Source organism: Pseudomonas sp. P5_152 (assembly GCF_033989915.1).
Classification (GTDB): Bacteria; Pseudomonadota; Gammaproteobacteria; order Pseudomonadales; family Pseudomonadaceae; genus Aquipseudomonas.
The window spans coordinates 3,809,121-3,832,607 of record NZ_JASFAH010000002.1 but is presented as its reverse complement, the minus strand read 5'-3'; the positions used below and the strand labels follow the sequence as shown (position 1 = coordinate 3,832,607).

Annotated in this window: 16 protein-coding genes and 3 rRNA genes; 11 read left to right on the top strand and 8 right to left on the bottom strand. The window is 59.8% G+C overall.

Features of this window, described 5'->3' with window-relative positions; genetic code table 11:
- Positions 1-109: 109 nt before the first annotated feature.
- The 5 genes from rrf to QMK50_RS17270 all read right to left on the bottom strand — a co-directional run bounded on the left by rrf (position 110) and on the right by QMK50_RS17270 (position 8,724).
- Positions 110-225, bottom strand: a 5S ribosomal RNA gene (gene rrf, locus QMK50_RS17290).
- A 183-nt stretch (positions 226-408) separates the two neighbouring features.
- Positions 409-3,300, bottom strand: a 23S ribosomal RNA gene (locus tag QMK50_RS17285).
- 327 nt (positions 3,301-3,627) lie between these two features.
- Positions 3,628-5,164: ribosomal RNA gene (locus QMK50_RS17280) — 16S ribosomal RNA — on the bottom strand.
- The 16S, 23S and 5S rRNA genes sit together here, the layout of an rRNA operon.
- A gap of 574 nt (positions 5,165-5,738) precedes the next feature.
- On the bottom strand, positions 5,739-7,232 hold the full coding sequence (locus QMK50_RS17275) for a CoA-acylating methylmalonate-semialdehyde dehydrogenase (RefSeq protein WP_095170232.1): 1,494 nt from the start codon (positions 7,230-7,232) through the stop codon (positions 5,739-5,741).
- A gap of 142 nt (positions 7,233-7,374) precedes the next feature.
- Positions 7,375-8,724, bottom strand: coding sequence for an aspartate aminotransferase family protein (locus QMK50_RS17270; protein WP_159993619.1), 1,350 nt, complete (start codon positions 8,722-8,724; stop codon positions 7,375-7,377).
- Between the two features lie 124 nt (positions 8,725-8,848).
- Between QMK50_RS17270 and QMK50_RS17265 the strand changes: the two genes are divergently transcribed.
- The 6 genes from QMK50_RS17265 (at position 8,849) to QMK50_RS17240 (ending at position 15,276) form a co-directional block, all read left to right on the top strand.
- Positions 8,849-9,769, top strand: coding sequence for a LysR family transcriptional regulator (locus QMK50_RS17265; RefSeq protein WP_095170230.1), 921 nt, complete (start codon positions 8,849-8,851; stop codon positions 9,767-9,769).
- 100 nt (positions 9,770-9,869) lie between these two features.
- Positions 9,870-10,520 carry a TetR/AcrR family transcriptional regulator gene (locus QMK50_RS17260; RefSeq protein WP_095170229.1) on the top strand — a complete coding sequence of 217 codons (651 nt, stop codon included), beginning with the start codon at positions 9,870-9,872 and terminating at the stop codon, positions 10,518-10,520.
- A 10-nt stretch (positions 10,521-10,530) separates the two neighbouring features.
- Positions 10,531-11,112 carry a YigZ family protein gene (locus tag QMK50_RS17255; protein ID WP_320333583.1) on the top strand — a complete coding sequence of 194 codons (582 nt, stop codon included), beginning with the start codon at positions 10,531-10,533 and terminating at the stop codon, positions 11,110-11,112.
- Between the two features lie 552 nt (positions 11,113-11,664).
- A complete protein-coding gene (locus QMK50_RS17250; protein ID WP_320333582.1) occupies positions 11,665-13,230 on the top strand; it encodes an ABC transporter ATP-binding protein in 1,566 nt (521 codons plus the stop codon).
- Between the two features lie 13 nt (positions 13,231-13,243).
- Entirely contained in the window at positions 13,244-14,350 is a 1,107-nt protein-coding gene (locus tag QMK50_RS17245; RefSeq protein WP_320333581.1) for an ABC transporter permease, read from the top strand.
- Complete coding sequence (locus QMK50_RS17240) at positions 14,350-15,276, top strand: ABC transporter permease (protein ID WP_320333580.1); 927 nt, start codon at positions 14,350-14,352, stop codon at positions 15,274-15,276. The genes QMK50_RS17245 and QMK50_RS17240 overlap by 1 nt, the downstream gene beginning before the upstream one ends.
- A 3-nt stretch (positions 15,277-15,279) precedes the next feature.
- Here the strand turns inward: QMK50_RS17240 and QMK50_RS17235 are convergent, their stop codons facing one another.
- Positions 15,280-15,714 (bottom strand): hypothetical protein, encoded by a 435-nt coding sequence (locus QMK50_RS17235; protein ID WP_320333579.1) that lies wholly within the window; start codon positions 15,712-15,714, stop codon positions 15,280-15,282.
- A gap of 84 nt (positions 15,715-15,798) precedes the next feature.
- Here QMK50_RS17235 and QMK50_RS17230 point away from each other — a divergent pair, with 84 nt between their 5' ends.
- From QMK50_RS17230 to QMK50_RS17220, 3 genes are all read left to right on the top strand, one after another.
- Positions 15,799-16,149 carry a MerR family transcriptional regulator gene (locus tag QMK50_RS17230; protein ID WP_320333578.1) on the top strand — a complete coding sequence of 117 codons (351 nt, stop codon included), beginning with the start codon at positions 15,799-15,801 and terminating at the stop codon, positions 16,147-16,149.
- Between the two features lie 24 nt (positions 16,150-16,173).
- Complete coding sequence (locus QMK50_RS17225) at positions 16,174-16,860, top strand: SDR family oxidoreductase (protein ID WP_320333577.1); 687 nt, start codon at positions 16,174-16,176, stop codon at positions 16,858-16,860.
- Between the two features lie 171 nt (positions 16,861-17,031).
- Positions 17,032-18,390, top strand: coding sequence for an 8-oxoguanine deaminase (locus QMK50_RS17220; RefSeq protein WP_159993611.1), 1,359 nt, complete (start codon positions 17,032-17,034; stop codon positions 18,388-18,390).
- Positions 18,391-18,423: 33 nt separating this feature from the next.
- Here QMK50_RS17220 and QMK50_RS17215 read toward each other — a convergent pair whose 3' ends face one another.
- Positions 18,424-19,512, bottom strand: a complete 1,089-nt coding sequence (locus QMK50_RS17215; protein ID WP_320333576.1) for a calcium:proton antiporter — start codon at positions 19,510-19,512, stop codon at positions 18,424-18,426.
- 273 nt (positions 19,513-19,785) lie between these two features.
- Between QMK50_RS17215 and QMK50_RS17210 the strand changes: the two genes are divergently transcribed.
- Together QMK50_RS17210 and QMK50_RS17205 are read left to right on the top strand one after the other, a co-directional pair.
- Positions 19,786-20,868, top strand: a complete 1,083-nt coding sequence (locus tag QMK50_RS17210; RefSeq protein WP_095170220.1) for a BMP family ABC transporter substrate-binding protein — start codon at positions 19,786-19,788, stop codon at positions 20,866-20,868.
- A gap of 127 nt (positions 20,869-20,995) precedes the next feature.
- Entirely contained in the window at positions 20,996-21,949 is a 954-nt protein-coding gene (locus tag QMK50_RS17205; protein WP_095170219.1) for an adenosine deaminase, read from the top strand.
- A 36-nt stretch (positions 21,950-21,985) separates the two neighbouring features.
- Here QMK50_RS17205 and QMK50_RS17200 read toward each other — a convergent pair whose 3' ends face one another.
- On the bottom strand, positions 21,986-23,359 hold the full coding sequence (locus QMK50_RS17200) for an MFS transporter (RefSeq protein ID WP_320333575.1): 1,374 nt from the start codon (positions 23,357-23,359) through the stop codon (positions 21,986-21,988).
- Positions 23,360-23,487: the final 128 nt, after the last annotated feature.

Here is a 23,487-nt window from a genome sequence, read left to right as displayed (position 1 = left end):
TTTGTGGCAGCCTGGTGCCGCCCGAAACGGGCACAGTAGGGTGCGCACTTTCTCGCGGACAAAAACAAAACCCCTACCTGCATACGCAGATAGGGGTTTCGGAATTTAATCTTGACGATGACCTACTCTCACATGGGGAAACCCCACACTACCATCGGCGATGCATCGTTTCACTGCTGAGTTCGGGATGGGATCAGGTGGTTCCAATGCTCTATGGTCGTCAAGAAATTCGGGTACTGAGTCGTGGCCAGATGGCCTCGCTTCAGCAAATTGGGTATGTGATAGCTTTCGGTGTTGTGTGCTGCTTTGAGCAGATTCGAACTTTCGGTTCGTTTCGTCTTCACACACCGCAATCTGATGCTCCTCTTTGTTTCAAAATCAGGAGTAGTCAAATTGCTTGGGTGTTATATGGTCAAGCCTCACGGGCAATTAGTATTGGTTAGCTCAACGCCTCACAGCGCTTACACACCCAACCTATCAACGTCGTAGTCTTCGACGGCCCTTCAGGGGACTCAAGGTCCCAGTGAGATCTCATCTTGAGGCTAGTTTCCCGCTTAGATGCTTTCAGCGGTTATCTATTCCGAACATAGCTACCCGGCAATGCCACTGGCGTGACAACCGGAACACCAGAGGTTCGTCCACTCCGGTCCTCTCGTACTAGGAGCAGCCCCTCTCAAATCTCAAACGTCCACGGCAGATAGGGACCGAACTGTCTCACGACGTTCTAAACCCAGCTCGCGTACCACTTTAAATGGCGAACAGCCATACCCTTGGGACCGGCTTCAGCCCCAGGATGTGATGAGCCGACATCGAGGTGCCAAACACCGCCGTCGATATGAACTCTTGGGCGGTATCAGCCTGTTATCCCCGGAGTACCTTTTATCCGTTGAGCGATGGCCCTTCCATACAGAACCACCGGATCACTAAGACCTACTTTCGTACCTGCTCGACGTGTCTGTCTCGCAGTCAAGCGCGCTTTTGCCTTTATACTCTACGACCGATTTCCGACCGGTCTGAGCGCACCTTCGTACTCCTCCGTTACTCTTTAGGAGGAGACCGCCCCAGTCAAACTACCCACCATACACTGTCCTCGATCCGGATAACGGACCTGAGTTAGAACCTCAAAGTTGCCAGGGTGGTATTTCAAGGTTGGCTCCACGCAGACTGGCGTCCACGCTTCAAAGCCTCCCACCTATCCTACACAAGCAAATTCAAAGTCCAGTGCAAAGCTATAGTAAAGGTTCACGGGGTCTTTCCGTCTAGCCGCGGATACACTGCATCTTCACAGCGATTTCAATTTCACTGAGTCTCGGGTGGAGACAGCGCCGCCATCGTTACGCCATTCGTGCAGGTCGGAACTTACCCGACAAGGAATTTCGCTACCTTAGGACCGTTATAGTTACGGCCGCCGTTTACCGGGGCTTCGATCAAGAGCTTCGCGTTAGCTAACCCCATCAATTAACCTTCCGGCACCGGGCAGGCGTCACACCCTATACGTCCACTTTCGTGTTTGCAGAGTGCTGTGTTTTTAATAAACAGTCGCAGCGGCCTGGTATCTTCGACCGGCGTGGGCTTACGGAGCAAGTCCTTCACCCTCACCGGCGCACCTTCTCCCGAAGTTACGGTGCCATTTTGCCTAGTTCCTTCACCCGAGTTCTCTCAAGCGCCTTGGTATTCTCTACCCAACCACCTGTGTCGGTTTGGGGTACGGTTCCTGGTTACCTGAAGCTTAGAAGCTTTTCTTGGAAGCATGGCATCAACCACTTCGTGTTCTAAAAGAACACTCGTCATCAGCTCTCGGCCTTAGAATCCCGGATTTACCTAAGATTCCAGCCTACCACCTTAAACTTGGACAACCAACGCCAAGCTGGCCTAGCCTTCTCCGTCCCTCCATCGCAATAACCAGAAGTACAGGAATATTAACCTGTTTTCCATCGACTACGCTTTTCAGCCTCGCCTTAGGGACCGACTAACCCTGCGTCGATTAACGTTGCGCAGGAAACCTTGGTCTTTCGGCGTGGGTGTTTTTCACACCCATTGTCGTTACTCATGTCAGCATTCGCACTTCTGATACCTCCAGCAAGCTTCTCAACTCACCTTCACAGGCTTACAGAACGCTCCTCTACCGCATCACCTAAGTGATACCCGTAGCTTCGGTGTATGGTTTGAGCCCCGTTACATCTTCCGCGCAGGCCGACTCGACTAGTGAGCTATTACGCTTTCTTTAAAGGGTGGCTGCTTCTAAGCCAACCTCCTAGCTGTCTAAGCCTTCCCACATCGTTTCCCACTTAACCATAACTTTGGGACCTTAGCTGACGGTCTGGGTTGTTTCCCTTTTCACGACGGACGTTAGCACCCGCCGTGTGTCTCCCATGCTCGGCACTTGTAGGTATTCGGAGTTTGCATCGGTTTGGTAAGTCGGGATGACCCCCTAGCCGAAACAGTGCTCTACCCCCTACAGTGATACATGAGGCGCTACCTAAATAGCTTTCGAGGAGAACCAGCTATCTCCGAGCTTGATTAGCCTTTCACTCCGATCCACAGGTCATCCGCTAACTTTTCAACGGTAGTCGGTTCGGTCCTCCAGTTAGTGTTACCCAACCTTCAACCTGCCCATGGATAGATCGCCCGGTTTCGGGTCTATTCCCAGCGACTAGACGCCCTATTAAGACTCGCTTTCGCTACGCCTCCCCTATTCGGTTAAGCTCGCCACTGAAAATAAGTCGCTGACCCATTATACAAAAGGTACGCAGTCACCCAACAAAGTGGGCTCCCACTGCTTGTACGCATACGGTTTCAGGATCTATTTCACTCCCCTCTCCGGGGTTCTTTTCGCCTTTCCCTCACGGTACTAGTTCACTATCGGTCAGTCAGTAGTATTTAGCCTTGGAGGATGGTCCCCCCATATTCAGACAAAGTTTCTCGTGCTCCGTCCTACTCGATTTCATGACTAAGAGATTTTCGCGTACAGGGCTATCACCCACTATGGCCGTACTTTCCAGAACGTTCCGCTAATCTCAAAGCCACTTAAGGGCTAGTCCCCGTTCGCTCGCCACTACTAAGGGAATCTCGGTTGATTTCTTTTCCTCAGGGTACTTAGATGTTTCAGTTCCCCTGGTTCGCCTCTTAAGCCTATGTATTCAGCTTAAGATAACCATCTTATGATGGCTGGGTTCCCCCATTCAGACATCTCCGGATCAAAGTCTGTTTGCCGACTCCCCGAAGCTTTTCGCAGGCTACCACGTCTTTCATCGCCTCTGACTGCCAAGGCATCCACCGTATGCGCTTCTTCACTTGACCATATAACCCCAAGCAATCTGGTTATACTATGAAGACGACATTCGCCGAAAATTCGCACTTGCTCATAGAGCAACTCACAAATTTACCTTAGCCTGATCCGTTACCAGTGAAAGTAACGTCCAGTCTATCTTTCTATCACATACCCAAATTTTTAAAGAACGATCTAATCTTAAAGATCAGAAATCAACATTCACCATCGCCTCGATGGAATGCTCATTTCTAAGCTTTACGACAAACAACAACCCTATGCCTCAGGGCTGTTTCTCGTCTTCTTCAATGAATCAAGCAATTCGTGTGGGAGCTTATGCAGCAGCTGATGTCGTCGATTAAGGAGGTGATCCAGCCGCAGGTTCCCCTACGGCTACCTTGTTACGACTTCACCCCAGTCATGAATCACACCGTGGTAACCGTCCTCCCGAAGGTTAGACTAGCTACTTCTGGTGCAACCCACTCCCATGGTGTGACGGGCGGTGTGTACAAGGCCCGGGAACGTATTCACCGCGACATTCTGATTCGCGATTACTAGCGATTCCGACTTCACGCAGTCGAGTTGCAGACTGCGATCCGGACTACGATCGGTTTTGTGGGATTAGCTCCACCTCGCGGCTTGGCAACCCTCTGTACCGACCATTGTAGCACGTGTGTAGCCCAGGCCGTAAGGGCCATGATGACTTGACGTCATCCCCACCTTCCTCCGGTTTGTCACCGGCAGTCTCCTTAGAGTGCCCACCATTACGTGCTGGTAACTAAGGACAAGGGTTGCGCTCGTTACGGGACTTAACCCAACATCTCACGACACGAGCTGACGACAGCCATGCAGCACCTGTCTCAATGTTCCCGAAGGCACCAATCTATCTCTAGAAAGTTCATTGGATGTCAAGGCCTGGTAAGGTTCTTCGCGTTGCTTCGAATTAAACCACATGCTCCACCGCTTGTGCGGGCCCCCGTCAATTCATTTGAGTTTTAACCTTGCGGCCGTACTCCCCAGGCGGTCAACTTAATGCGTTAGCTGCGCCACTAAGAGCTCAAGGCTCCCAACGGCTAGTTGACATCGTTTACGGCGTGGACTACCAGGGTATCTAATCCTGTTTGCTCCCCACGCTTTCGCACCTCAGTGTCAGTATCAGTCCAGGTGGTCGCCTTCGCCACTGGTGTTCCTTCCTATATCTACGCATTTCACCGCTACACAGGAAATTCCACCACCCTCTACCATACTCTAGCTTGTCAGTTTTGAATGCAGTTCCCAGGTTGAGCCCGGGGATTTCACATCCAACTTAACAAACCACCTACGCGCGCTTTACGCCCAGTAATTCCGATTAACGCTTGCACCCTCTGTATTACCGCGGCTGCTGGCACAGAGTTAGCCGGTGCTTATTCTGTCGGTAACGTCAAGACAGCAACGTATTAGGTTACTGCCCTTCCTCCCAACTTAAAGTGCTTTACAATCCGAAGACCTTCTTCACACACGCGGCATGGCTGGATCAGGCTTTCGCCCATTGTCCAATATTCCCCACTGCTGCCTCCCGTAGGAGTCTGGACCGTGTCTCAGTTCCAGTGTGACTGATCATCCTCTCAGACCAGTTACGGATCGTCGCCTTGGTGAGCCATTACCCCACCAACTAGCTAATCCGACCTAGGCTCATCTGATAGCGCAAGGCCCGAAGGTCCCCTGCTTTCTCCCGTAGGACGTATGCGGTATTAGCGTCCGTTTCCGAGCGTTATCCCCCACTACCAGGCAGATTCCTAGGCATTACTCACCCGTCCGCCGCTCTCAAGAGAAGCAAGCTTCTCTCTACCGCTCGACTTGCATGTGTTAGGCCTGCCGCCAGCGTTCAATCTGAGCCATGATCAAACTCTTCAGTTCAAACATCTTTGGGTTTTTAAGAAACCCTAAACTTGGCTCAGCAATCGTTGGTTACATCTTTGATTTCTCGCGGAGTAACTTGTGATGCTGATAATCTTTTTGACTATCAGTCTGACAACACAAGCACCCACACGAATTGCTTGATTCAGTTGTTAAAGAGCGGTTGGTTAAGATCTTTCGTCTCAACCGAGGCGCGCATTCTACAGCAGCCTCATTTACTGTCAAGCGGTATTTTCAGAAGTTTTTGAAGATTTCCTCAACAACTTCAACCACTTGCGCTTCCGATCACTCGGTAGCGGGAGGCGAATTCTACAGCGTTACACGCTGCTGTCAACACCTCCTTTTCAACTCCTTTCGCGCTTCGATGAACTGAAGCAACCTGCTGCCGAAAACTGTGTAACTCATTGTTTACCAAGGAGTTTTCCGTTTCGACTGCGCCGGAAGTGGGGCGAATTATAGACACCTGAGATCTGCCGTCAACCGCTATTTTCATATTTCTGTCACAAAGGTCAAAAAAGCCCTGAAAACGCAAAGGCCGCCCCGTTGGGGCGGCCTTTTCACATTAGCTTGCGAGTTACAAGCTAGGAAACGCGAACTGCGAGGCTTCATGGCTTGCACGCTGTGGCCAGCGCTGGGTAATGGCTTTGCGGCGCGTGTAGAAACGCACACCGTCCGGGCCATAGGCATGCAGGTCGCCGAACAGCGAGCGCTTCCAGCCACCAAAGCTGTGATACGCCACCGGCACCGGCAGCGGCACGTTGACCCCGACCATGCCCACTTCGATCTCGTCACAGAACAGGCGAGCCGCTTCCCCATCGCGGGTGAAGATGCAGGTGCCGTTGCCGTACTCGTGGTCGTTAATCAGTTGCATCGCCTCTTCCAGGCTGTTGACCCGGACCACACACAACACCGGGCCGAAGATCTCTTCTTTATAGATGCGCATCTGCGGTGTGACGTTATCGAACAGGCAGCCACCCAGGAAGAAACCTTCCTCATGCCCCGCCACGCTCAGGCCGCGACCATCGACCACCAGCTTGGCGCCAGCCGCCACGCCGTCATCGACATAGCCGCTGACTTTGTCCCGCGCCTGGCCCGTCACCAGTGGGCCCATGTCCAGGCCGCAGGAAGTGCCCGCACCGATTTTCAGTGCCTTGATCTGGGGCACCAGTTTGGCCACCAGGGCATCGGCCACTTGATCACCCACGCACACGGCCACCGAGATCGCCATGCAACGCTCGCCGCACGAACCATACGCCGCCCCCATCAGCGCGCTGACCGCGTTGTCCAGGTCCGCATCCGGCATCAGTACCGCATGGTTCTTCGCCCCGCCCAGCGCCTGCACACGTTTGCCGCGCTTGGTGCCTTCGGCATAGATGTACTCGGCAATCGGGGTCGACCCGACGAAGCTCAAGGCTTTGACTTCCGGCGCTTCGATCAGCGCATCCACCGCCGACTTGTCGCCGTGCACCACGTTCATCACGCCTTTTGGCAAACCGGCTTCCAGCAGCAACTGGGCAATCAGCAGGGTGGAACTCGGATCGCGCTCGGACGGCTTGAGGATGAAGCAGTTGCCGCAGACGATCGCCAGCGGGTACATCCACAGCGGCACCATGGCCGGGAAGTTGAACGGTGTGATACCGGCAACCACGCCCAGGGGCTGGAAGTCCGACCAGGCATCGATGTTCGGGCCGACGTTGCGGCTGTACTCGCCCTTGAGGATTTCCGGTGCGGCACAGGCGAACTCGACGTTCTCGATCCCGCGCTTCAGTTCACCGGCGGCGTCTTCCAGAGTCTTGCCGTGCTCTTCACTGATCAGTTGCGAGATACGCGCTTCGTTCTGCTCCAGCAGTTGCTTGAAGCGGAACATCACCTGGGCGCGCTTGGCCGCAGGTGTGTTGCGCCAGGCCGGGAACGCGGCCTTGGCGGCGTCGATGGCCTGCTGGATGGTTTCGCGGCTGGCCAACGGCACTTTATGGATCGCTTGACCGGTGGACGGGTTGAACACGTCGGCGGTGCGACCGTTGTCGGTCACCAGTTCACCATTGATCAAATGCGGGATGAGGCTCATGCGGGGCTCCTGAATTCTGTTCACCGGCGTCCGCCGAGGGACGCCTTCTATATATAGATAACGTTGGCACGTAGCCCAAAGGCGATGGCGTCTATCGATCCGCCATCGCGAGCAAGCTCGGCACCTACTGTTTTGGGGGCGATCAGTCGATCTTGTTCAGCACTTCGCCGACCGCATCGAACAGGCGATCGAGGTCTTGTGGCTGGCTGTTGAACGTTGGGCCGAACTGCAGCGTGTCGCCGCCGAAGCGCACGTAGAACCCGGCTTTCCACAGGGCCATGCCGGCTTCGAACGGACGCACGATGGCGTCGCCGTCGCGCGGGGCAATCTGGATTGCACCGGCCAGGCCGTAGTTACGGATGTCGATGATGTTCTTCGAGCCCTTGAGGCCGTGCAGCGCATTCTCGAAATGCGGTGCGACTTCAGCCACGCTCTGCACCAGGTTTTCCTTCTGCAGCAGGTCGAGTGCCGCCAGGCCTGCGGCGCACGCTACCGGGTGGGCCGAGTAGGTATAGCCGTGGGGGAATTCCACCGCGTATTCCGGAGTCGCCTGGTTCATGAAGGTCTGGTAGATCTCCGAGCTGGCAATCACCGCGCCCATTGGAATCGCACCATTGGTGACCTGCTTGGCGATGCACATCAGGTCCGGGGTCACGCCAAAGCTGTCGGCACCGAACATCGAACCGGTACGGCCAAAGCCGGTGATTACTTCATCGAACACCAGCAGGATATTGTGCTGGTCGCAGATTTCCCGCAGGCGCTTGAGGTAGCCCTCTGGCGGCACCAGTACGCCGGCGGAACCGGCCATTGGCTCGACGAACACCGCCGCGATGTTCGAGGCGTCATGCAGTTCGATCAACTTGAGCAGTTCATCGGCCAGGGCGATACCGCCTTCCTTGGGCATGCCACGGGAATAAGCGTTGCTGGCCAGCAAGGTGTGCGGCAAGTGATCGACATCCATCATCGCCTGGCCAAACAGCTTACGGTTACCGTTGACGCCACCCAGGCTGGTCCCGGCGATATTCACCCCGTGGTAACCACGGGCGCGGCCGATCATTTTGGTCTTGGTCGCCTGGCCTTTCAGGCGCCAGTAGGCACGCACCATTTTCACCGCGGTGTCGGCACACTCGGAACCCGAGTCGGTGAAGAACACGTGGTTCAGGTTACCCGGGGTCAAGTCGGTGATTTTTTCGGCCAGTTGGAAGGACAGCGGATGCCCATACTGGAAGCCCGGCGAGTAGTCGAGAGTGCCCAATTGCTTGGCCACCGCTTCCTGGATTTCCTTGCGGGTGTGCCCGGCGCCGCAGGTCCACAGGCCCGACAGCGAGTCATAGACCCTACGGCCCTTATCATCGATCAGCCAGCTACCTTCAGCCCCCACGATCAGGCGCGGGTCACGCTGGAAATTGCGGTTGGCGGTGTACGGCATCCAGTGGGCATCGAGCTTGAGCTGGCTGGCCAGGGACGTCGGGGCGTTTTCAGGCAGGTTCATCGGCAAAACCTCGCAATGCAATAAGCGGCGTAGGGATTAAAAGCGTTGTTGCAGCTAAGTTGCCACGGCGATAAAGTCGGTGAAATCCAACTTTTCTAACCTTCAGTCAGGCCGTTACTAAACTATGAGCAGCCGCCGCCCCGATCCGCTGGCACAAGTCAGCGACTTTGATATCCGCCTGTTGCGGATCTTTCGCAGCGTGGTCGAGTGTGGTGGCTTCTCGGCGGCGGAAAGCGTGCTGGGGATCGGTCGTTCGGCCATCAGCCAGCAAATGAGCGATCTGGAGCAACGCCTCGGCCTGCGCCTGTGCCAGCGCGGCCGGGCCGGGTTTTCCCTGACCGAAGAAGGTCGCGAGGTCTACCAGTCGGCCCTGCAGCTATTAAGTGCCCTGGAAAGTTTTCGCACCGAGGTCAATGGCCTGCACCAACACCTGCGCGGCGAGTTGACCATCGGCCTGACCGATAACCTGGTCACCCTGCCCCACATGCGCATCACCCACGCCCTGGCTCAGTTGAAGGAGCGCGGGCCGGATGTGCAGATCCAGATCCGCATGATCGCGCCCAATGAAGTCGAACAGGGTGTGCTCGACGGCCGCCTGCACGTCGGCGTTGTACCCCAGGCCAGCGCCTTGTCGGGCCTGGAGTACCAACCGCTGTACAGCGAGCGGTCGCTGCTCTACTGCGCAGTCGGCCACCCGCTGTTCTACGTCGACGATAAACAACTGGACGACGCGCGCCTCAACAGCCAGGACGCGATTGCCCCGACGTTCCGCCTGCCCGCCGAAATCCAGGCGCACTACCAGGCGCTCAATTGCACCGCCAGCGCCTCCGATCGCGAAGGCATGGCGTTCCTGATCCTGACCGGGCGCTACATCGGCTACCTGCCCGATCACTACGCCAGCCTGTGGGTCCAGCAAGGTCGCCTGCGAACACTCAAGCCAGGCTCACGCTTTTATGACCTGAGCCTGGCATCGGTCACGCGCAAGGGCCGGCGCCCGCATTTGGTGCTGGAAAGCTTTCTCGAGAGCCTGGCGGCGACGCGTTGAGCCCCTGCAAACCAGGCATTTACCTCACCAAGGCTTGTCGGATTCCCGTGGGTGCGTTATCAACGCACTGGCGCCCCTACTGACCTGCCCGGAAACGTCCATGACCTTTGAAGTCCCAGCCCACAGCGGTAAACCTGCCAGCCGTATTCGTCAGAAAAACGAGGAGACCATCCTCAAGGCCGCCGAAGTGGAATTCGCCCGGCACGGCTTCAAAGGTACCAGCATGAACACCATTGCGCAGAATGCCGGCCTGCCCAAGGCCAACCTGCACTACTACTTCACCAACAAGCTCGGCCTGTACATCGGGGTGCTGAGCAACATCATCGAGTTGTGGGACAGCACCTTCAACACCCTCACCGCCGAGGACGATCCGGCCGAAGCGCTGACCCGCTACATCCGCGCCAAGATGGAGTTCTCCCGCCGCCACCCCCAGGCTTCGCGGGTGTTCGCCATGGAAGTGATCAGCGGCGGCGAATGCCTGAGCGAGTACTTCAACCAGGACTACCGCGCGTGGTTCCAGGGGCGCGCCAGCGTGTTCCAGGCCTGGATCGACGCCGGCAAGATGGACCCCGTCGACCCGGTGCACCTGATCTTCCTGCTGTGGGGCAGCACCCAGCACTACGCCGACTTCGCCACCCAGATCTGTCGCGTCACCGGCCGCAGCAAGCTGACCCGCCAGGACATGGAAGACGCCGGCAACAATCTGACCCGCATCATCCTCAAGGGCTGCGGCCTCACTCCCGCTATCTAAGACAGTCACCATGCCTTTTACCCTCGCCGGCCTTTGCGACTATCGCGAAGAGATTCGCAAAAGCCGCTTCATCGCCCTCGCGGCACCGATCACCAGTAGCGCCGAGGCACAGCTCTTCCTTGAACAGCACAGCGACCTGAATGCGTCACACAACTGCTGGGCCTGGAAGTTCGCCGACCAATACCGCAGCAGCGATGACGGCGAACCCGGCGGCACCGCAGGTCGGCCGATACTGGCGGCGATCGAAACCCAGGACTGCGACCAGGTGGCGGTCCTGGTGATTCGTTGGTACGGCGGCATCCAGCTGGGCACTGGCGGCCTGGCCCGGGCCTACGGCGGCAGCGCCAACAAATGCCTGCAGGGCGCGGCAAAAATCGAATTGATCAGCCGCGTGCCGATCGCTTGCGACTGTGCGTTCAGTGAGCTGGCGCTGGTCAAGTTACGGGTCGCCGAGTCCGGTGGCCTGGTGGTGAATGAACAGTTCACTGGCAATGGCGTGCACCTGCAGTTGGCCGTGGCCGAACAACAGATCGACACCTTGCAGGCGCAACTGGCGGGCCTGAGCCGCGGGCGGATTTTGCTGCAGCGCTGAACGCTGGTTATTTTATGTACAGCCCGACTGCAATGCTTTGGGGCATAACCGGCAGGCTGACACTTGCCCACAAGCGCTGTGCACCCGACTGTGGATAACCTGAGTACATAGCGCTGTAACCCTTCTGTCACGTGGCTTTGCGGGCATTGATCAGTTTTCATCCAATTGCCTGTTCTACAGGTCATTTACACTGCAAAACAATTGCTTAGAGCGCTTTAGCAGCTTTAGAACAAAGGCCCATGGTGCTTATGCCCGGTTCTTTGGCTTGCGCACAAATACTGTGGAGCAACCTGTGGATAACCCGTTCATGACTGGCGCAGTGGCATAGCTGGCATAGGTCGCAGGTTGATGATCATTTTTTAACCAATTATTTTCCGGACGTTACTGCACCACGACCTCCAGGAGCGCCCCGAAGTGGTGCCTGCTCCGCCAGCCGCACCCGCTCGATGTTTTCCACAGAACCCGGCTCACTGTGCCTTTCAGGACTTTCCTGACTCAATGGCCAGGAAATTGCTTTGCCACAGGCCTCTCGTTCAACGACCCGAGCCTGTGATGCCAAACCCCGTCCTGATCCCCGCTCCAACGCCACGCCTGCAACTGCACGGCATCAGCAAGCGATACCCCGGCTGCCTGGCCAACGATGGCATCGACCTGTGCATTCAACCCGGCGAAATACACGCCCTGCTCGGTGAAAACGGCGCTGGCAAAAGTACCCTGATGAAGATCATCTACGGGGTCACCCACGCCGACTCGGGGGACATGCACTGGCAAGGCCAGCGAGTCAGCCTGCGCAATCCGGCCCAGGCCCGCAGCCTGGGCATCGGCATGGTGTTCCAGCATTTTTCCCTGTTCGAAACCCTCACGGTGGCGCAAAACATCGCCTTGGCCATGGGCGCGGCAGCCGGGGCGCCACAGGCCCTGGCGCCGAAAATCCGCGAGGTGGCGCAGCGCTACGGCCTGGTACTGGAGCCGCAACGCCTGGTCCACAGCCTGTCGATTGGCGAGCGCCAGCGGGTCGAGATCGTGCGCTGCCTGATGCAGGACATTCGTTTGTTGATCCTCGACGAGCCGACCTCGGTGCTGACCCCGCAGGAGGCCGATGAACTGTTCGTCACCCTGCGCCGCCTGGCCAGCGAGGGCTGTAGCATTCTGTTCATCAGCCACAAACTCGCAGAAGTGCGCGCCCTCTGCCACAGCGCCACCGTCCTGCGCGGCGGCCGCGTGGCCGGGCATTGCCGGCCTGCGGAATGTTCCGATCAGCAACTGGCGCAGCTAATGGTCGGTGACGCCGCGCAGTGGCTCGCCGACTACCCCAAGGCCAGTGGCGGCGCGCCGTTCCTCAAGGTCAGCGGTCTGTCGTGGACCAACCCGGACCCGTTCGGCTGCTCGCTGCACGACATTGACCTGCAGGTGCGCAGCGGTGAGGTGGTCGGCATTGCCGGGGTGGCTGGCAATGGCCAGGACGAGTTACTGGCCCTGCTCAGCGGCGAGCAGCGCCTGCCGCGCCAGGACGCCTCGCGCATCGCCTTCGCGGGCCAAGCGGTGGCCGACTTGCCGCCCGATGCGCGGCGGCGGCTGGGCTTGGCTTTTGTCCCGGCCGAACGCCTCGGGCATGCGGCGGTGCCGGAGTTGAGCCTGGCCGACAACGCCCTGCTCACGGCCTTCCAACAGGGCCTGGTGAGCCATGGGCTGATCCAGCGCGCCAAGGTCGTGGCGCTGGCCGAGACCATCATCCAGCGCTTCGCGGTCAAGGCACCAGGTGCCCAGGCTGCGGCCCGTAGTCTGTCCGGCGGCAACCTGCAGAAATTCATCCTCGGTCGCGAGATCCTCCAGCAGCCGCGCCTGTTGGTCGCCGCTCACCCGACCTGGGGGGTGGATGTCGGCGCGGCGGCGACCATTCACCGCGCGCTGATTGCCCTGCGCGATGCCGGGGCGGCGATCCTGGTGATCTCCGAAGACCTCGACGAACTGCTGCACATCAGCGACCGCCTGGCCGCCCTGTGTGGCGGGCGCTTGTCGGCGCAACAAGCAACGGCGGGCACCACCCTGAGCGAAGTCGGCGCCTGGATGGCCGGCCAATTCGACACCCCTCACTCACTCGCACCTGTGCTGGCTTGACGGAGTTTCCCCCATGCTGCTTTCCCTAGAACCCCGTGGCCAGCATTCGCGCCTGATGCTCTGGTGCTCGCCCTTGCTGGCCGCCGCCCTGACCCTGGGTTGCGGTTCGCTGCTGTTCATCGCCTTGGGTCATGACCCACTGCTGACCTTGCACACCCTGCTGATCGCGCCGATCAGCGACGGTTATGGCGTCAGCGAACTGTTGGTCAAGGCCTTGCCCATCCTGCTCTGCGCGCTGGGCCTGGCGGTGGCGTATCAAGCGCGTATCTGGAACATCGGCGCCGAAGGCCAATTGCTGCTCGGCGCCTTGGCGGGCAGCGCCGTGGCGGTGCACCTCATCGACTGGCAAAGCCGCTGGGCGCTGGTATTGGTCCTGAGTACCGGGACCCTCGCTGGCGCGCTATGGGCGGGGCTCACCGCCTGGCTGCGCACGCGCTTCAACGCCAACGAAATCCTCACCAGCATCATGCTCAATTACATCGCCCTGAACCTGTTGCTGTTCTGCGTGCACGGGCCCTTGAAGGACCCGGCGGGCTTCAACTTTCCCGAGTCGGCAATGTTCGGCGAGGCCAGTCGCTTGCCGTTGCTCACCGCAGATGGCCGGGTGCACGCCGGGGTGTATTTCGCCCTGCTGGCATTGGTGGCGGTGTGGGTGCTGCTGCAGAAAAGTTTTATCGGGTTTCAGATCAAGGTGCTCGGCCTGGACAAACGCGCAGCAACCTTCGTCGGCTTTCGCCACAAGCGCCTGGTCTGGTTGGCGCTGCTGATCAGCGGAGGGCTGGCCGGGTTGGCCGGGGTCTGCGAAGTCAGCGGCCCGATCGGCCAACTGGTGCCGCAAGTGTCGCCGGGCTATGGCTATGCCGCGATCACGGTGGCCTTTCTCGGTCGGCTCAACCCCATCGGCATCCTGTTTGCCAGCCTGCTGATGGCGCTGCTGTACCTCGGCGGCGAGAGCGCGCAGATGAGCATGAACCTGCCACCAGCCATCACCCAGCTGTTCCAGGGGATGATGCTGTTTTTCCTCCTGGCCTGTGATGTGTTGATCCTCTATCGACCCCGGCTGAACCTGCGCTGGATGCGGCGTGACCCGGTGACCCACGTGCAAGCAGGAGCGCTGTGATGGATATCGATCTGCTAGGCAATATTTTCTACGCCATGGTCCGCTGCGGCACACCGCTGTTGCTGGTGGCGCTGGGTGAACTGATCTGTGAAAAAACCGGGGTCCTCAATCTCGGCCAGGAAGGCATGATGCTGTTTGGCGCGGTGATCGGTTTCATCGTCGCCCTGAACAGTGGCCAGCTGTGGCTCGGCGTGCTGCTGGCGATGGCCGCCGGCATGCTGCTGTCGGCGCTGTTTGCCTTGGTGGCACTGGTGTTCAATGCCAACCAGGTGGCCACGGGGTTGGCCCTGACGATCTTTGGCGTCGGCCTGTCGACATTCGTCGGCGCGGCGTGGGTCGGCAAACCCCTGGCCGGGTTCGAACCGGTAGCCATTGCCTGGCTCAGCGAGATCCCGCTGATCGGGCGCATGCTGTTTGCCCAGGACCTGCTGGTGTACCTGTCGTTTGCCCTGTTTGCCGTGGTGGCCTGGGTGCTGCTCAAAAGCCGGGTGGGACTGATCATCCAGGCCGTCGGCGAGAACCCCGACGCCGCCAGCGCCATGGGCATCCCGGTGCTGTGGGTGCGGACCCTGGCGGTGTTGTTCGGCGGCGCCATGGCCGGGTTGGCCGGGGCTTATCTGTCGCTGGCCTACACGCCGATGTGGGCGGAAAACATGAGCGCCGGACGCGGCTGGATCGCCCTGGCGCTGGTGGTATTCGCCAGTTGGCGCGTCAGGCGCCTGTTGCTGGGGGCCTACCTGTTCGGGCTGGCGAGCATCGTCCATCTGGTCGCCCAGGGCCTGGGACTGGCCATCCCCTCCAGCTTGCTGGCGATGCTGCCCTATGTGGCGACCATCCTGGTGCTGGTGCTGCTGTCACGCGACGCCGTGCGCACACGCCTGTATGCGCCGATGTCGCTGGGGCAGCCGTGGCAGGCCGGGCATTAGTGCTCAGGCCACAGGAGCCTGCGTAAGCGGGCCGGCTGGCGATGCCTGCCTGACGGGCAAGACCTGGGCAATGCCCCACGCCAGTTCAAACACCAGGAACAGCACCAGCAACCCGGTTGCGCCCTGCAGCAAGGCATAGGCCTGCCAGGTGGCAAACAGAAACCGTCCGGCCGCGTCATAGCGGCCGTACACCGCCTGCGGATCGCGGATCCGCAGCACCGACCAGACGCAGACAATCGACCCCAGCAGATTGGCCATCAGCATGTGCGCCGGCGCAAACGCCGGTAATTCACCGGGCAAGTCAAGCGCCTGACTCAAGCCCGAGAGCAGGCCGTGCAACGCGGTAAAACTCCAGGGCGTGACAAACGCCGCCATCACGATCAGGTCATACCAGGCACTGCTGCGCACCAGTCGGCGATACTGTTCCGGGGTCCACATGGCGAATACTCCGTTTATACAGGGAGCACCCAGGCTAAACCCTGGAGTATGCTCAAGGGTCAAGCCCCCCCAGGAGTCGCGAACATGCGCATCGGTGAATTAGCCCAGGCCAGTGCCGTCAGCCGCGATACCCTGCGCTTCTATGAGCAGCGTGGGCTGATCGCCGCCCAGCGTAGCGCCAACGGGTACCGCGAATACCCGGCCGACATGGTGCAACTGGTGCTCTACATCAAGACTGCCCAACGCCTGGGTTTCACCCTGAATGAAATCGGCAGCAGCGTCGCCGCGCTCTGGCAGGCCAAGGATCCGGAACAAGCGGTCGCCCGCTTGCTCCAGGACAAGCTGGCATTGATCGAAACCCGCATCGCCGAACTCGGTGAATTGCGCAGTGAATTGCAACAACGGCTTGGACAACACTGTCCACTGAACCCATGACCCTCTTTTTCCAGGAAGCCACTCATGTCTACGGCAAAAACCGCGCTGATCATCGGCGCCTCCCGCGGCTTGGGCCTCGGGCTGGTGAAAACCCTGTTGGCCGACGGCTGGCAGGTCACCGCCACCGTCCGTAATCCACAGAACGCCCAGGCACTGCAAGCCCTGGGCAAGGTGCAGATCGAACAACTGGACATGGACGACCAGGCCGCCGTGCTCGCCCTCAGCCAGCAACTCAAGGGCCAGGTATTTGACCTGCTGTTCGTCAACGCCGGGGTCAAGGGCCCGGAGGTGCAGACACCCGGCGGCGCGACCCTGGCCGAGGTCGGCCAGTTGTTCTTCACCAATGCCGTGGCACCGATCAACCTGGCCCAGCATTTTGTCGAACAACTGCGTCCTGGCAGCGGGGTGCTGGCGTTCATGAGTTCGGTGCTCGGCAGCGTGACCATGCCGGACGCACCGGATCTGGCCCTGTACAAGGCCAGCAAGGCCGCGCTGAACTCGATGACCAACAGCTTCGTCAGCCAGTTGGGCGAACAGCGTCCCACCGTGCTGTCACTGCATCCTGGCTGGGTGAAAACCGACATGGGCGGTGAAGGCGCCGACCTCGATGTCGAGACCAGCACCCGCGGCCTGGTGGACCAGGTCAATGCCTATGCCGGCCGGAGCGGGCATCACTTCATCAACTACAAGGGCGAAACCATTCCCTGGTAAGGCCATGAAGATCGCCGCCTATCGCGAGGCTTCTGCCGCCGGCGGCGATCTTTTGCTACCGCGGCACAACCTGAGTAAACTCGGCACCTCGTCCCCGCGACGAACCTGGATCAGCAGACAGGGCAACACTGAGCTGGCGAACCTGAACCCAACTTTCAGAGGAGCCGGCAAATGCCTGCGACCCGTACCTGGTTAAAAAACCCTCTCGCCATCTTCACGGCCAACGAGCTCGACGCCCGTGGCGGCCTGGTGCTGCAAGACGGCGTTATCGTCGAAGTGCTCAAGCAAGGGCAGCAACCGGCGACACCCTGTGGACACGTCTTCGACGCCCGCGAGCATGTGATCCTGCCGGGGCTGATCAACACTCACCATCACTTCTATCAGACCCTGACCCGCGCCTGGGCCCCGGTGGTCAACCAGCCGTTGTTCCCTTGGCTGAAAACCCTGTACCCGGTCTGGGCACGCCTGACCCCGGAAAAACTCGCGCTGGCCACCAAGGTCGCCCTGGCTGAATTGCTGCTGTCGGGTTGCACCACGGCCGCCGACCACCACTACCTGTTCCCCGACGGTCTGGAAAACGCCATTGATGTGCAGGTCGAGAGCGTCCGTGAACTGGGCATGCGCGCCATGCTCACCCGGGGTTCGATGAGCCTTGGTGAAAAAGACGGTGGCCTGCCGCCGCAGCAGACTGTGCAGGAAGGCGAAGTGATCCTCGCCGATAGCCAGCGACTGATCGCCGAATACCACGAGCGCGGTGCCGGCGCACAGATCCAGATCGCCCTGGCGCCCTGCTCGCCGTTCTCGGTGACGCCGGAGATCATGTCCGCCAGCGCTGCCCTGGCCAACCAACTGGACGTGCGCCTGCACACCCACCTGGCCGAAACCCTCGACGAGGAAGACTTCTGCCTGCAGCGCTTCGGCCTGCGTACCGTGGACTACCTGGACAGCGTCGGCTGGCTTGGCCCGCGCACCTGGCTGGCCCACGGCATTCACTTCAACCCCGATGAAATCGCCCGCCTCGGCGCAGCCGGCACCGGCATCTGCCATTGCCCAAGCTCGAACATGCGCCTGGCCTCGGGCATCTGCCCGACCCTGGACCTGATCGCCGCCGGCGCGCCGGTGGGTCTTGGGGTCGACGGTTCGGCGTCCAACGATGCCTCGAACATGATCCTCGAAACCCGCCAGGCGCTGTACATCCAGCGCCTGCGCTACGGCGCCGAAAAAATCACCCCAGAGGGCGTACTGGGCTGGGCCACCCAGGGCTCGGCAAAACTGTTGGGACGCAGCGACATTGGCGAGCTGGCCGTGGGCAAACAGGCCGACCTGGCCTTGTTCAAACTCGATGAGCTGCGCTTCTCCGGCAGCCATGACCCCATCTCGGCGTTGCTGCTGTGCGGTGCCGATCGGGCGGATCGGGTAATGGTCGGTGGCAAGTGGCGGGTGATCGACGGCCAGGTTGAAGGATTGGACCTGAAGGGTTTGATTGCCGACCACAGCCAGGCGGCTCGGCAGTTGATCAGCGGGGTCTGACCTGAGCGCTGCGCTGGCGCGCCAGCGCAGCCGCTAGAGCCCCAACAACGACAACATAATGAAGGTCGCAAACAGCACAAAGTGAGTCATCCCTTCGATGGCGTTGGTTTCGCCATCGTTGAGGTTGATCGCACTGACGATCAGGGTGATGAACACCATCACGGTCTGCACTGGCGTCATGGCCATCTGAAACGGCTGGCCGGTGTACAGCGCCATGGCTTCCATCACCGGCACCGTCAGAATCACCGTCGACAACGACGCCCCCAACGCAATGTTGACCACCGACTGCATGCGGTTGGCCAAGGCCGCGCGCAAGGCAGTAAGGATCTCCGGCGCCGCGGAAATCGCCGCCACCACGATCGCCGTCAACACCGGCGGAGCGCCCGTCCCCTCCAGGCCCAGGTCAAGCGTCTTGGACATCACCTCGGCCAAGGCGCCGATCACCACCACGCCAAACACCAGGGTACCGATGGACAGCCCGAGACTGATCGACGGTTCCTCCTGTTCGGGTTCCTTCCTGCGGCGTTTTTGCGGGTAGCTGTAGCTGAAAAAATAACTGTGGGGACCGACCTGCATACGCAGGAACAGGGTGTAGAGCACCACCATCGCGCCGATGGTGAAGGCCGAGTAGATCTTCCAGTCAGCTTCGGGAATGAACTCCGGCACCACCATGGACACGCCCATCGCCGTGAGAATCATCACGCTGTAGGTGCGCGCCGAGTCGTCGTTGTAGGACTGCTCGCCATGCTTGATCCCCCCCATCAATGCGGACAGGCCGAGGATGCCATTGATGTCGAGCATCACCGCCGAGTAGATGGTGTCGCGCACCAGGGTCGGCGAGGCCTCGTTGCTCATCATGATCGCCAGGATCACCACCTCCACCAGCACCGCCGCCAGCGTCAGGATCATGGTGCCGTAGGGATCACCGACTTTTTCCGCCAGCAGTTCGGCGTGATGGGCGACACGCATCGAGGCCATCACGATAAAGGCTATCAGCGCCATGCCGCCGGCCAGCGCGATCACCTGCCCGCTGTGCAGCAACCAGTGCTCCAGGGGAAAGGCGGTGAATGCTGCCAGCAGCGCCAGCAGGAGAACCTTTTCTTGCTTGAGGAAGGTGAGCATTACGGTCCCGTGTACCGAAGCCAGCAAAGCCTTGGCGATGAGTGACTGACTGCAACGTCACACCCATGTTCCGTTGAACCTTAGCGCACCGTTGCATGGCAGTTGGTGCGCGGGGCGCACTTTTTTGGCCTTCCCGACACCTGCACGATGATTAACCCGTAGGAGCAAGGCTTGCCCGCGATGGGTTGTGCCGGGTTGGACGGCATTAGTTGTCCTGTTGGTCAGTAATTTGCATTGACCTGGCCAACCCCAAAACACCCTGGAGCTCCATTCATGCACAAACGTCCGTTGCACACGCTGCTTTGCGCCGTCGTCACCGCCCTTGGTCTGGGCGCCAGCCTGACCGCCAGTGCGGCCGATCCGCTGAAAGTCGGCTTCGTCTACATCGGCCCGATCGGCGATCACGGCTGGACCTATCAGCATGAGCAGGGGCGCAAGGCGCTGGTGGAGAAATTCGGCGAACAGATCAGCACCCGCTACGTGGAGAACGTCGCCGAAGGTGCGGACGCCGAGCGGGTGATCCGCAACATGGCCAAGGAGCAATACGACCTGATCTTCACCACCTCCTTCGGCTACATGAACCCGACCCTGAAAGTCGCCCGGCAATTTCCCCAGGTGACGTTCGAACACGCCACCGGCTACAAGCAGGACAAGAACCTCGGCACCTACCTGGCCCGTACTTATGAGGGACGCTACGTCGGCGGTTTTCTCGCAGCGAAAATGACCAAGAGCAAAAAGATCGGCTACGTCGCCTCCTTCCCGATCCCCGAGGTCATTCGCGACATCAACGCCATCCAACTGGCCCTGAACAAATACAACCCCGGCACCGAGATCAAAGTGGTGTGGGTCAATTCCTGGTTCGATCCGGGCAAGGAAGCCGACGCCGCCAACGCCCTGATCGACCAGGGCGTCGACGTGGTGTTCCAGCACACCGACAGCCCGGCGCCGATCCAGGCCGCCGAACGGCGCGGTGTGTATGCCGTGGGCTACGCCTCGGACATGGCCCACTTCGGCCCCAAAGCGGTGCTCACCTCAATCGTCAACGACTGGGGCCCGCACTACATCCAGGCCACGCAAAGCGTCATCGATCACAGCTGGAAGTCCCAGGATTACTGGGGTGGACTGAAAGAGGGCACCGTTCAACTGCCGATCAGCGACCTGGTGCCCGCAGCAGTGAAAAGCGAAGCCGAGCAGATCATCGCCGACATCAAGAGCGGCGCGTTCCATCCGTTCACCGGTCCGATCAAGGACCAGGCCGGCAGCGAAAAAATCCCGGCGGGCGCAAGCGCGAGCAATGCCGAACTGGCGTCGATGAACTACTACGTCGAAGGCATGCAGGCCGAGATGCCGAAGTAACCCCCGCCCCCTGTGGGAGCAAGCGTGCTGCCACAGGTCCTGGGCTGAACCGCTTGGTCAGGTTTTACTCAATGTTTGCACGGGCATCTGTAGAATGCGCGCCATAAGCACCTGATGAGAACCGCACATGTACGATTGGCTGAACGCCCTGCCCAAGGCTGAACTGCACCTGCACCTGGAGGGCTCGCTGGAGCCCGAGTTGCTGTTCGCCCTGGCCGAACGCAACAAGATCGTCCTGCCCTGGGACGACGTCGAGACCCTGCGCAAGGCCTATGCCTTCAACAACCTGCAAGAGTTCCTCGACCTGTATTACCAGGGCGCCGATGTGCTGCGCACCTCGCAGGACTTCTACGACCTGACCTGGGCCTACCTGTTGCGCTGCAAGGCGCAGAACGTGATTCACACCGAACCCTTCTTCGACCCGCAGACCCACACCGACCGCGGCGTGCCCTTCGAAGTGGTACTGAACGGGATCGCCAGCGCGCTGAAAGACGGCGAGCAGCAACTGGGCATCACCAGCGGCCTGATCCTCAGCTTCCTGCGCCACCTGAGCGAAGAAGAAGCTGAAAAAACCCTGACCCAGGCGCTGCCATTCCGTGACGCGTTTGTCGCTGTCGGCCTCGACAGTTCCGAGATGGGCCACCCGCCGAGCAAGTTCCAGCGAGTGTTCGACCGTGCCCGTCACGAAGGTTTCCTGACCGTCGCCCACGCCGGTGAAGAAGGCCCGCCGGAGTACATCTGGGAAGCCATCGACCTGCTGAAGATCCAGCGCATCGACCATGGCGTGCGAGCTATCGAAGACGAGCGCCTGATGCAGCGGATTATCGATGAGCAGATTCCGTTGACCGTCTGCCCACTGTCCAACACCAAGCTGTGCGTGTTCGACCACATGTCCCAGCACAACATTCTCGACATGCTCGAGCGTGGGGTGAAGGTCACGGTGAACTCCGATGACCCGGCGTACTTTGGCGGTTATGTGACCGAGAACTTCCACGCGTTGTACACCGACCTGGGCATGACCCAGGATCAGGCTAAACGCCTGGCGCAGAACAGCCTGGATGCCCGCCTGGTAAAACCCTGAATGCAAAGGATCGCAGCCTGCGCGGCTGCGATCTTTTCAGACGGCCTCGGTCAACTCCTCCAGGGTCTTGCCCCGCGTCTCCATCCCGAACAACCAGACCACCGCCGCAGCAATCGCGAAGCACATCGCGCCTAACGCAAAGACTCCGCCCTGCCCGGTGATCGGGAACACCAACCCTGTCACCAGCGGTCCCAGCAACGAACCCACGCGGCCAATCGCCGAGGCAAATCCGGACCCCGTGGCCCGCGCTGAAGTCGGGTACAGCTCCGGGGTATAGGTGTAGAGCACCGCCCACATGCCGAACAGGAAGAACTGCATCAACAGCCCCGAGCCGATCAGCAGGCTGACGTTGCCGCCAAACACCGCGCTTTGCCCATACAAAAACGCCATCACCCCACCGCCCAGCAACGTGATGACGCACACCGGCTTGCGCCCCCAGCGCTCCACCAACCAGGCCGCCATGAGGAACCCGGGAATCCCGCCGAGGGAAATCAGCACCGTGTAATACACCGACTGGGTCACGGCAAACCCGGATTGTTGCAGCAGCGCGCTGAGCCAGGACGTCAGGCCGTAGAAACCGAGCAGGGCAAAGAACCAGACACTCCAGATCATCATGGTGCGCTGGCGATACAGCGGCGACCAGATTTGCCGCAAGGCGCTAAAGAAGTTGCCGGGACGGTGCTCGGCCCTGGGCAGGCGAATCGGCGTCGGCAGATCGGCACGCCCCAGGGAGGCCCGGACTTTGTCCTCGATCCGCAGCAGGACCTTGTCGGCGGCAGCATGGTGCCCAGCCTGCTCCAGCCAGCGCGGTGATTCGGGAATGAAGAAACGGATCGCCAGCACGAACACCGCCGGTACCGCCAGCACCAGGAAGATGTCGCGCCAGCCGATCACGGGCAACAGGAAATACGACAACACCCCCGCCGCGACAAACCCCAGCGGCCAGAAGCCATCCATCAAGGCGATGTAACGCCCACGCCGCTGGGCCGGAATCAGCTCGGACAACATCGACTGGGCAATCGGAAACTCCATGCCCATGCCAATCCCCAGCAGGATACGGAACAAGGTCAGGGTCTCGACGGTTTGCGCCGTGGAACACAGGTAGCTGGCGATCCCCCATAGCACGATGCTCCACTGGAACACCGGCTTGCGCCCGAAACGGTCCGCCAGCATGCCGGACAACGATGCCCCCAGGACCATGCCGAAGAAGCTCGAACTGGCCAGCAACCCGGCTTGCGCCGTGCTCAGGCCGAACTCGGCTTTGATCGAGCCCAGGAGGAAAGTCATCATGGCCAGGTCCATGGAGTCGAAGAAAAACGCCAGGGCAATGATGATGAAAATGACTCGGTGATACCCACTGATGGGTAACCGTTCCAGACGTTCTGCCGCACTGTAGCCTTGTGTATCCATGCCACGTCCCCCGATCCGATAATCCGCGGATCGAGTGTGCGCGAACGCCGGGGTGGAAGATTGCTGGATACGACCTGGCAACAGCCCTGAGCGACGTCTGAACCGGCGGCTGCAGACGTCGATCGCAA

Excerpts from the sequence above, each read along its gene's own strand:
- QMK50_RS17275 (WP_095170232.1), bottom strand. The coding sequence starts at position 7,232 with ATGAGCCTCATCCCGCATTTGATCAATGGTGAACTGGTGACCGACAAC.
- QMK50_RS17270 (WP_159993619.1), bottom strand. The coding sequence starts at position 8,724 with ATGAACCTGCCTGAAAACGCCCCGACGTCCCTGGCCAGCCAGCTCAAG.
- QMK50_RS17265 (WP_095170230.1), top strand. The coding sequence starts at position 8,849 with ATGAGCAGCCGCCGCCCCGATCCGCTGGCACAAGTCAGCGACTTTGAT.
- QMK50_RS17260 (WP_095170229.1), top strand. The coding sequence starts at position 9,870 with ATGACCTTTGAAGTCCCAGCCCACAGCGGTAAACCTGCCAGCCGTATT.
- QMK50_RS17255 (WP_320333583.1), top strand. The coding sequence starts at position 10,531 with ATGCCTTTTACCCTCGCCGGCCTTTGCGACTATCGCGAAGAGATTCGC.
- QMK50_RS17250 (WP_320333582.1), top strand. The coding sequence starts at position 11,665 with ATGCCAAACCCCGTCCTGATCCCCGCTCCAACGCCACGCCTGCAACTG.
- QMK50_RS17245 (WP_320333581.1), top strand. The coding sequence starts at position 13,244 with ATGCTGCTTTCCCTAGAACCCCGTGGCCAGCATTCGCGCCTGATGCTC.
- QMK50_RS17240 (WP_320333580.1), top strand. The coding sequence starts at position 14,350 with ATGGATATCGATCTGCTAGGCAATATTTTCTACGCCATGGTCCGCTGC.
- QMK50_RS17235 (WP_320333579.1), bottom strand. The coding sequence starts at position 15,714 with ATGTGGACCCCGGAACAGTATCGCCGACTGGTGCGCAGCAGTGCCTGG.
- QMK50_RS17230 (WP_320333578.1), top strand. The coding sequence starts at position 15,799 with ATGCGCATCGGTGAATTAGCCCAGGCCAGTGCCGTCAGCCGCGATACC.
- QMK50_RS17225 (WP_320333577.1), top strand. The coding sequence starts at position 16,174 with ATGTCTACGGCAAAAACCGCGCTGATCATCGGCGCCTCCCGCGGCTTG.
- QMK50_RS17220 (WP_159993611.1), top strand. The coding sequence starts at position 17,032 with ATGCCTGCGACCCGTACCTGGTTAAAAAACCCTCTCGCCATCTTCACG.
- QMK50_RS17215 (WP_320333576.1), bottom strand. The coding sequence starts at position 19,512 with ATGCTCACCTTCCTCAAGCAAGAAAAGGTTCTCCTGCTGGCGCTGCTG.
- QMK50_RS17210 (WP_095170220.1), top strand. The coding sequence starts at position 19,786 with ATGCACAAACGTCCGTTGCACACGCTGCTTTGCGCCGTCGTCACCGCC.
- QMK50_RS17205 (WP_095170219.1), top strand. The coding sequence starts at position 20,996 with ATGTACGATTGGCTGAACGCCCTGCCCAAGGCTGAACTGCACCTGCAC.
- QMK50_RS17200 (WP_320333575.1), bottom strand. The coding sequence starts at position 23,359 with ATGGATACACAAGGCTACAGTGCGGCAGAACGTCTGGAACGGTTACCC.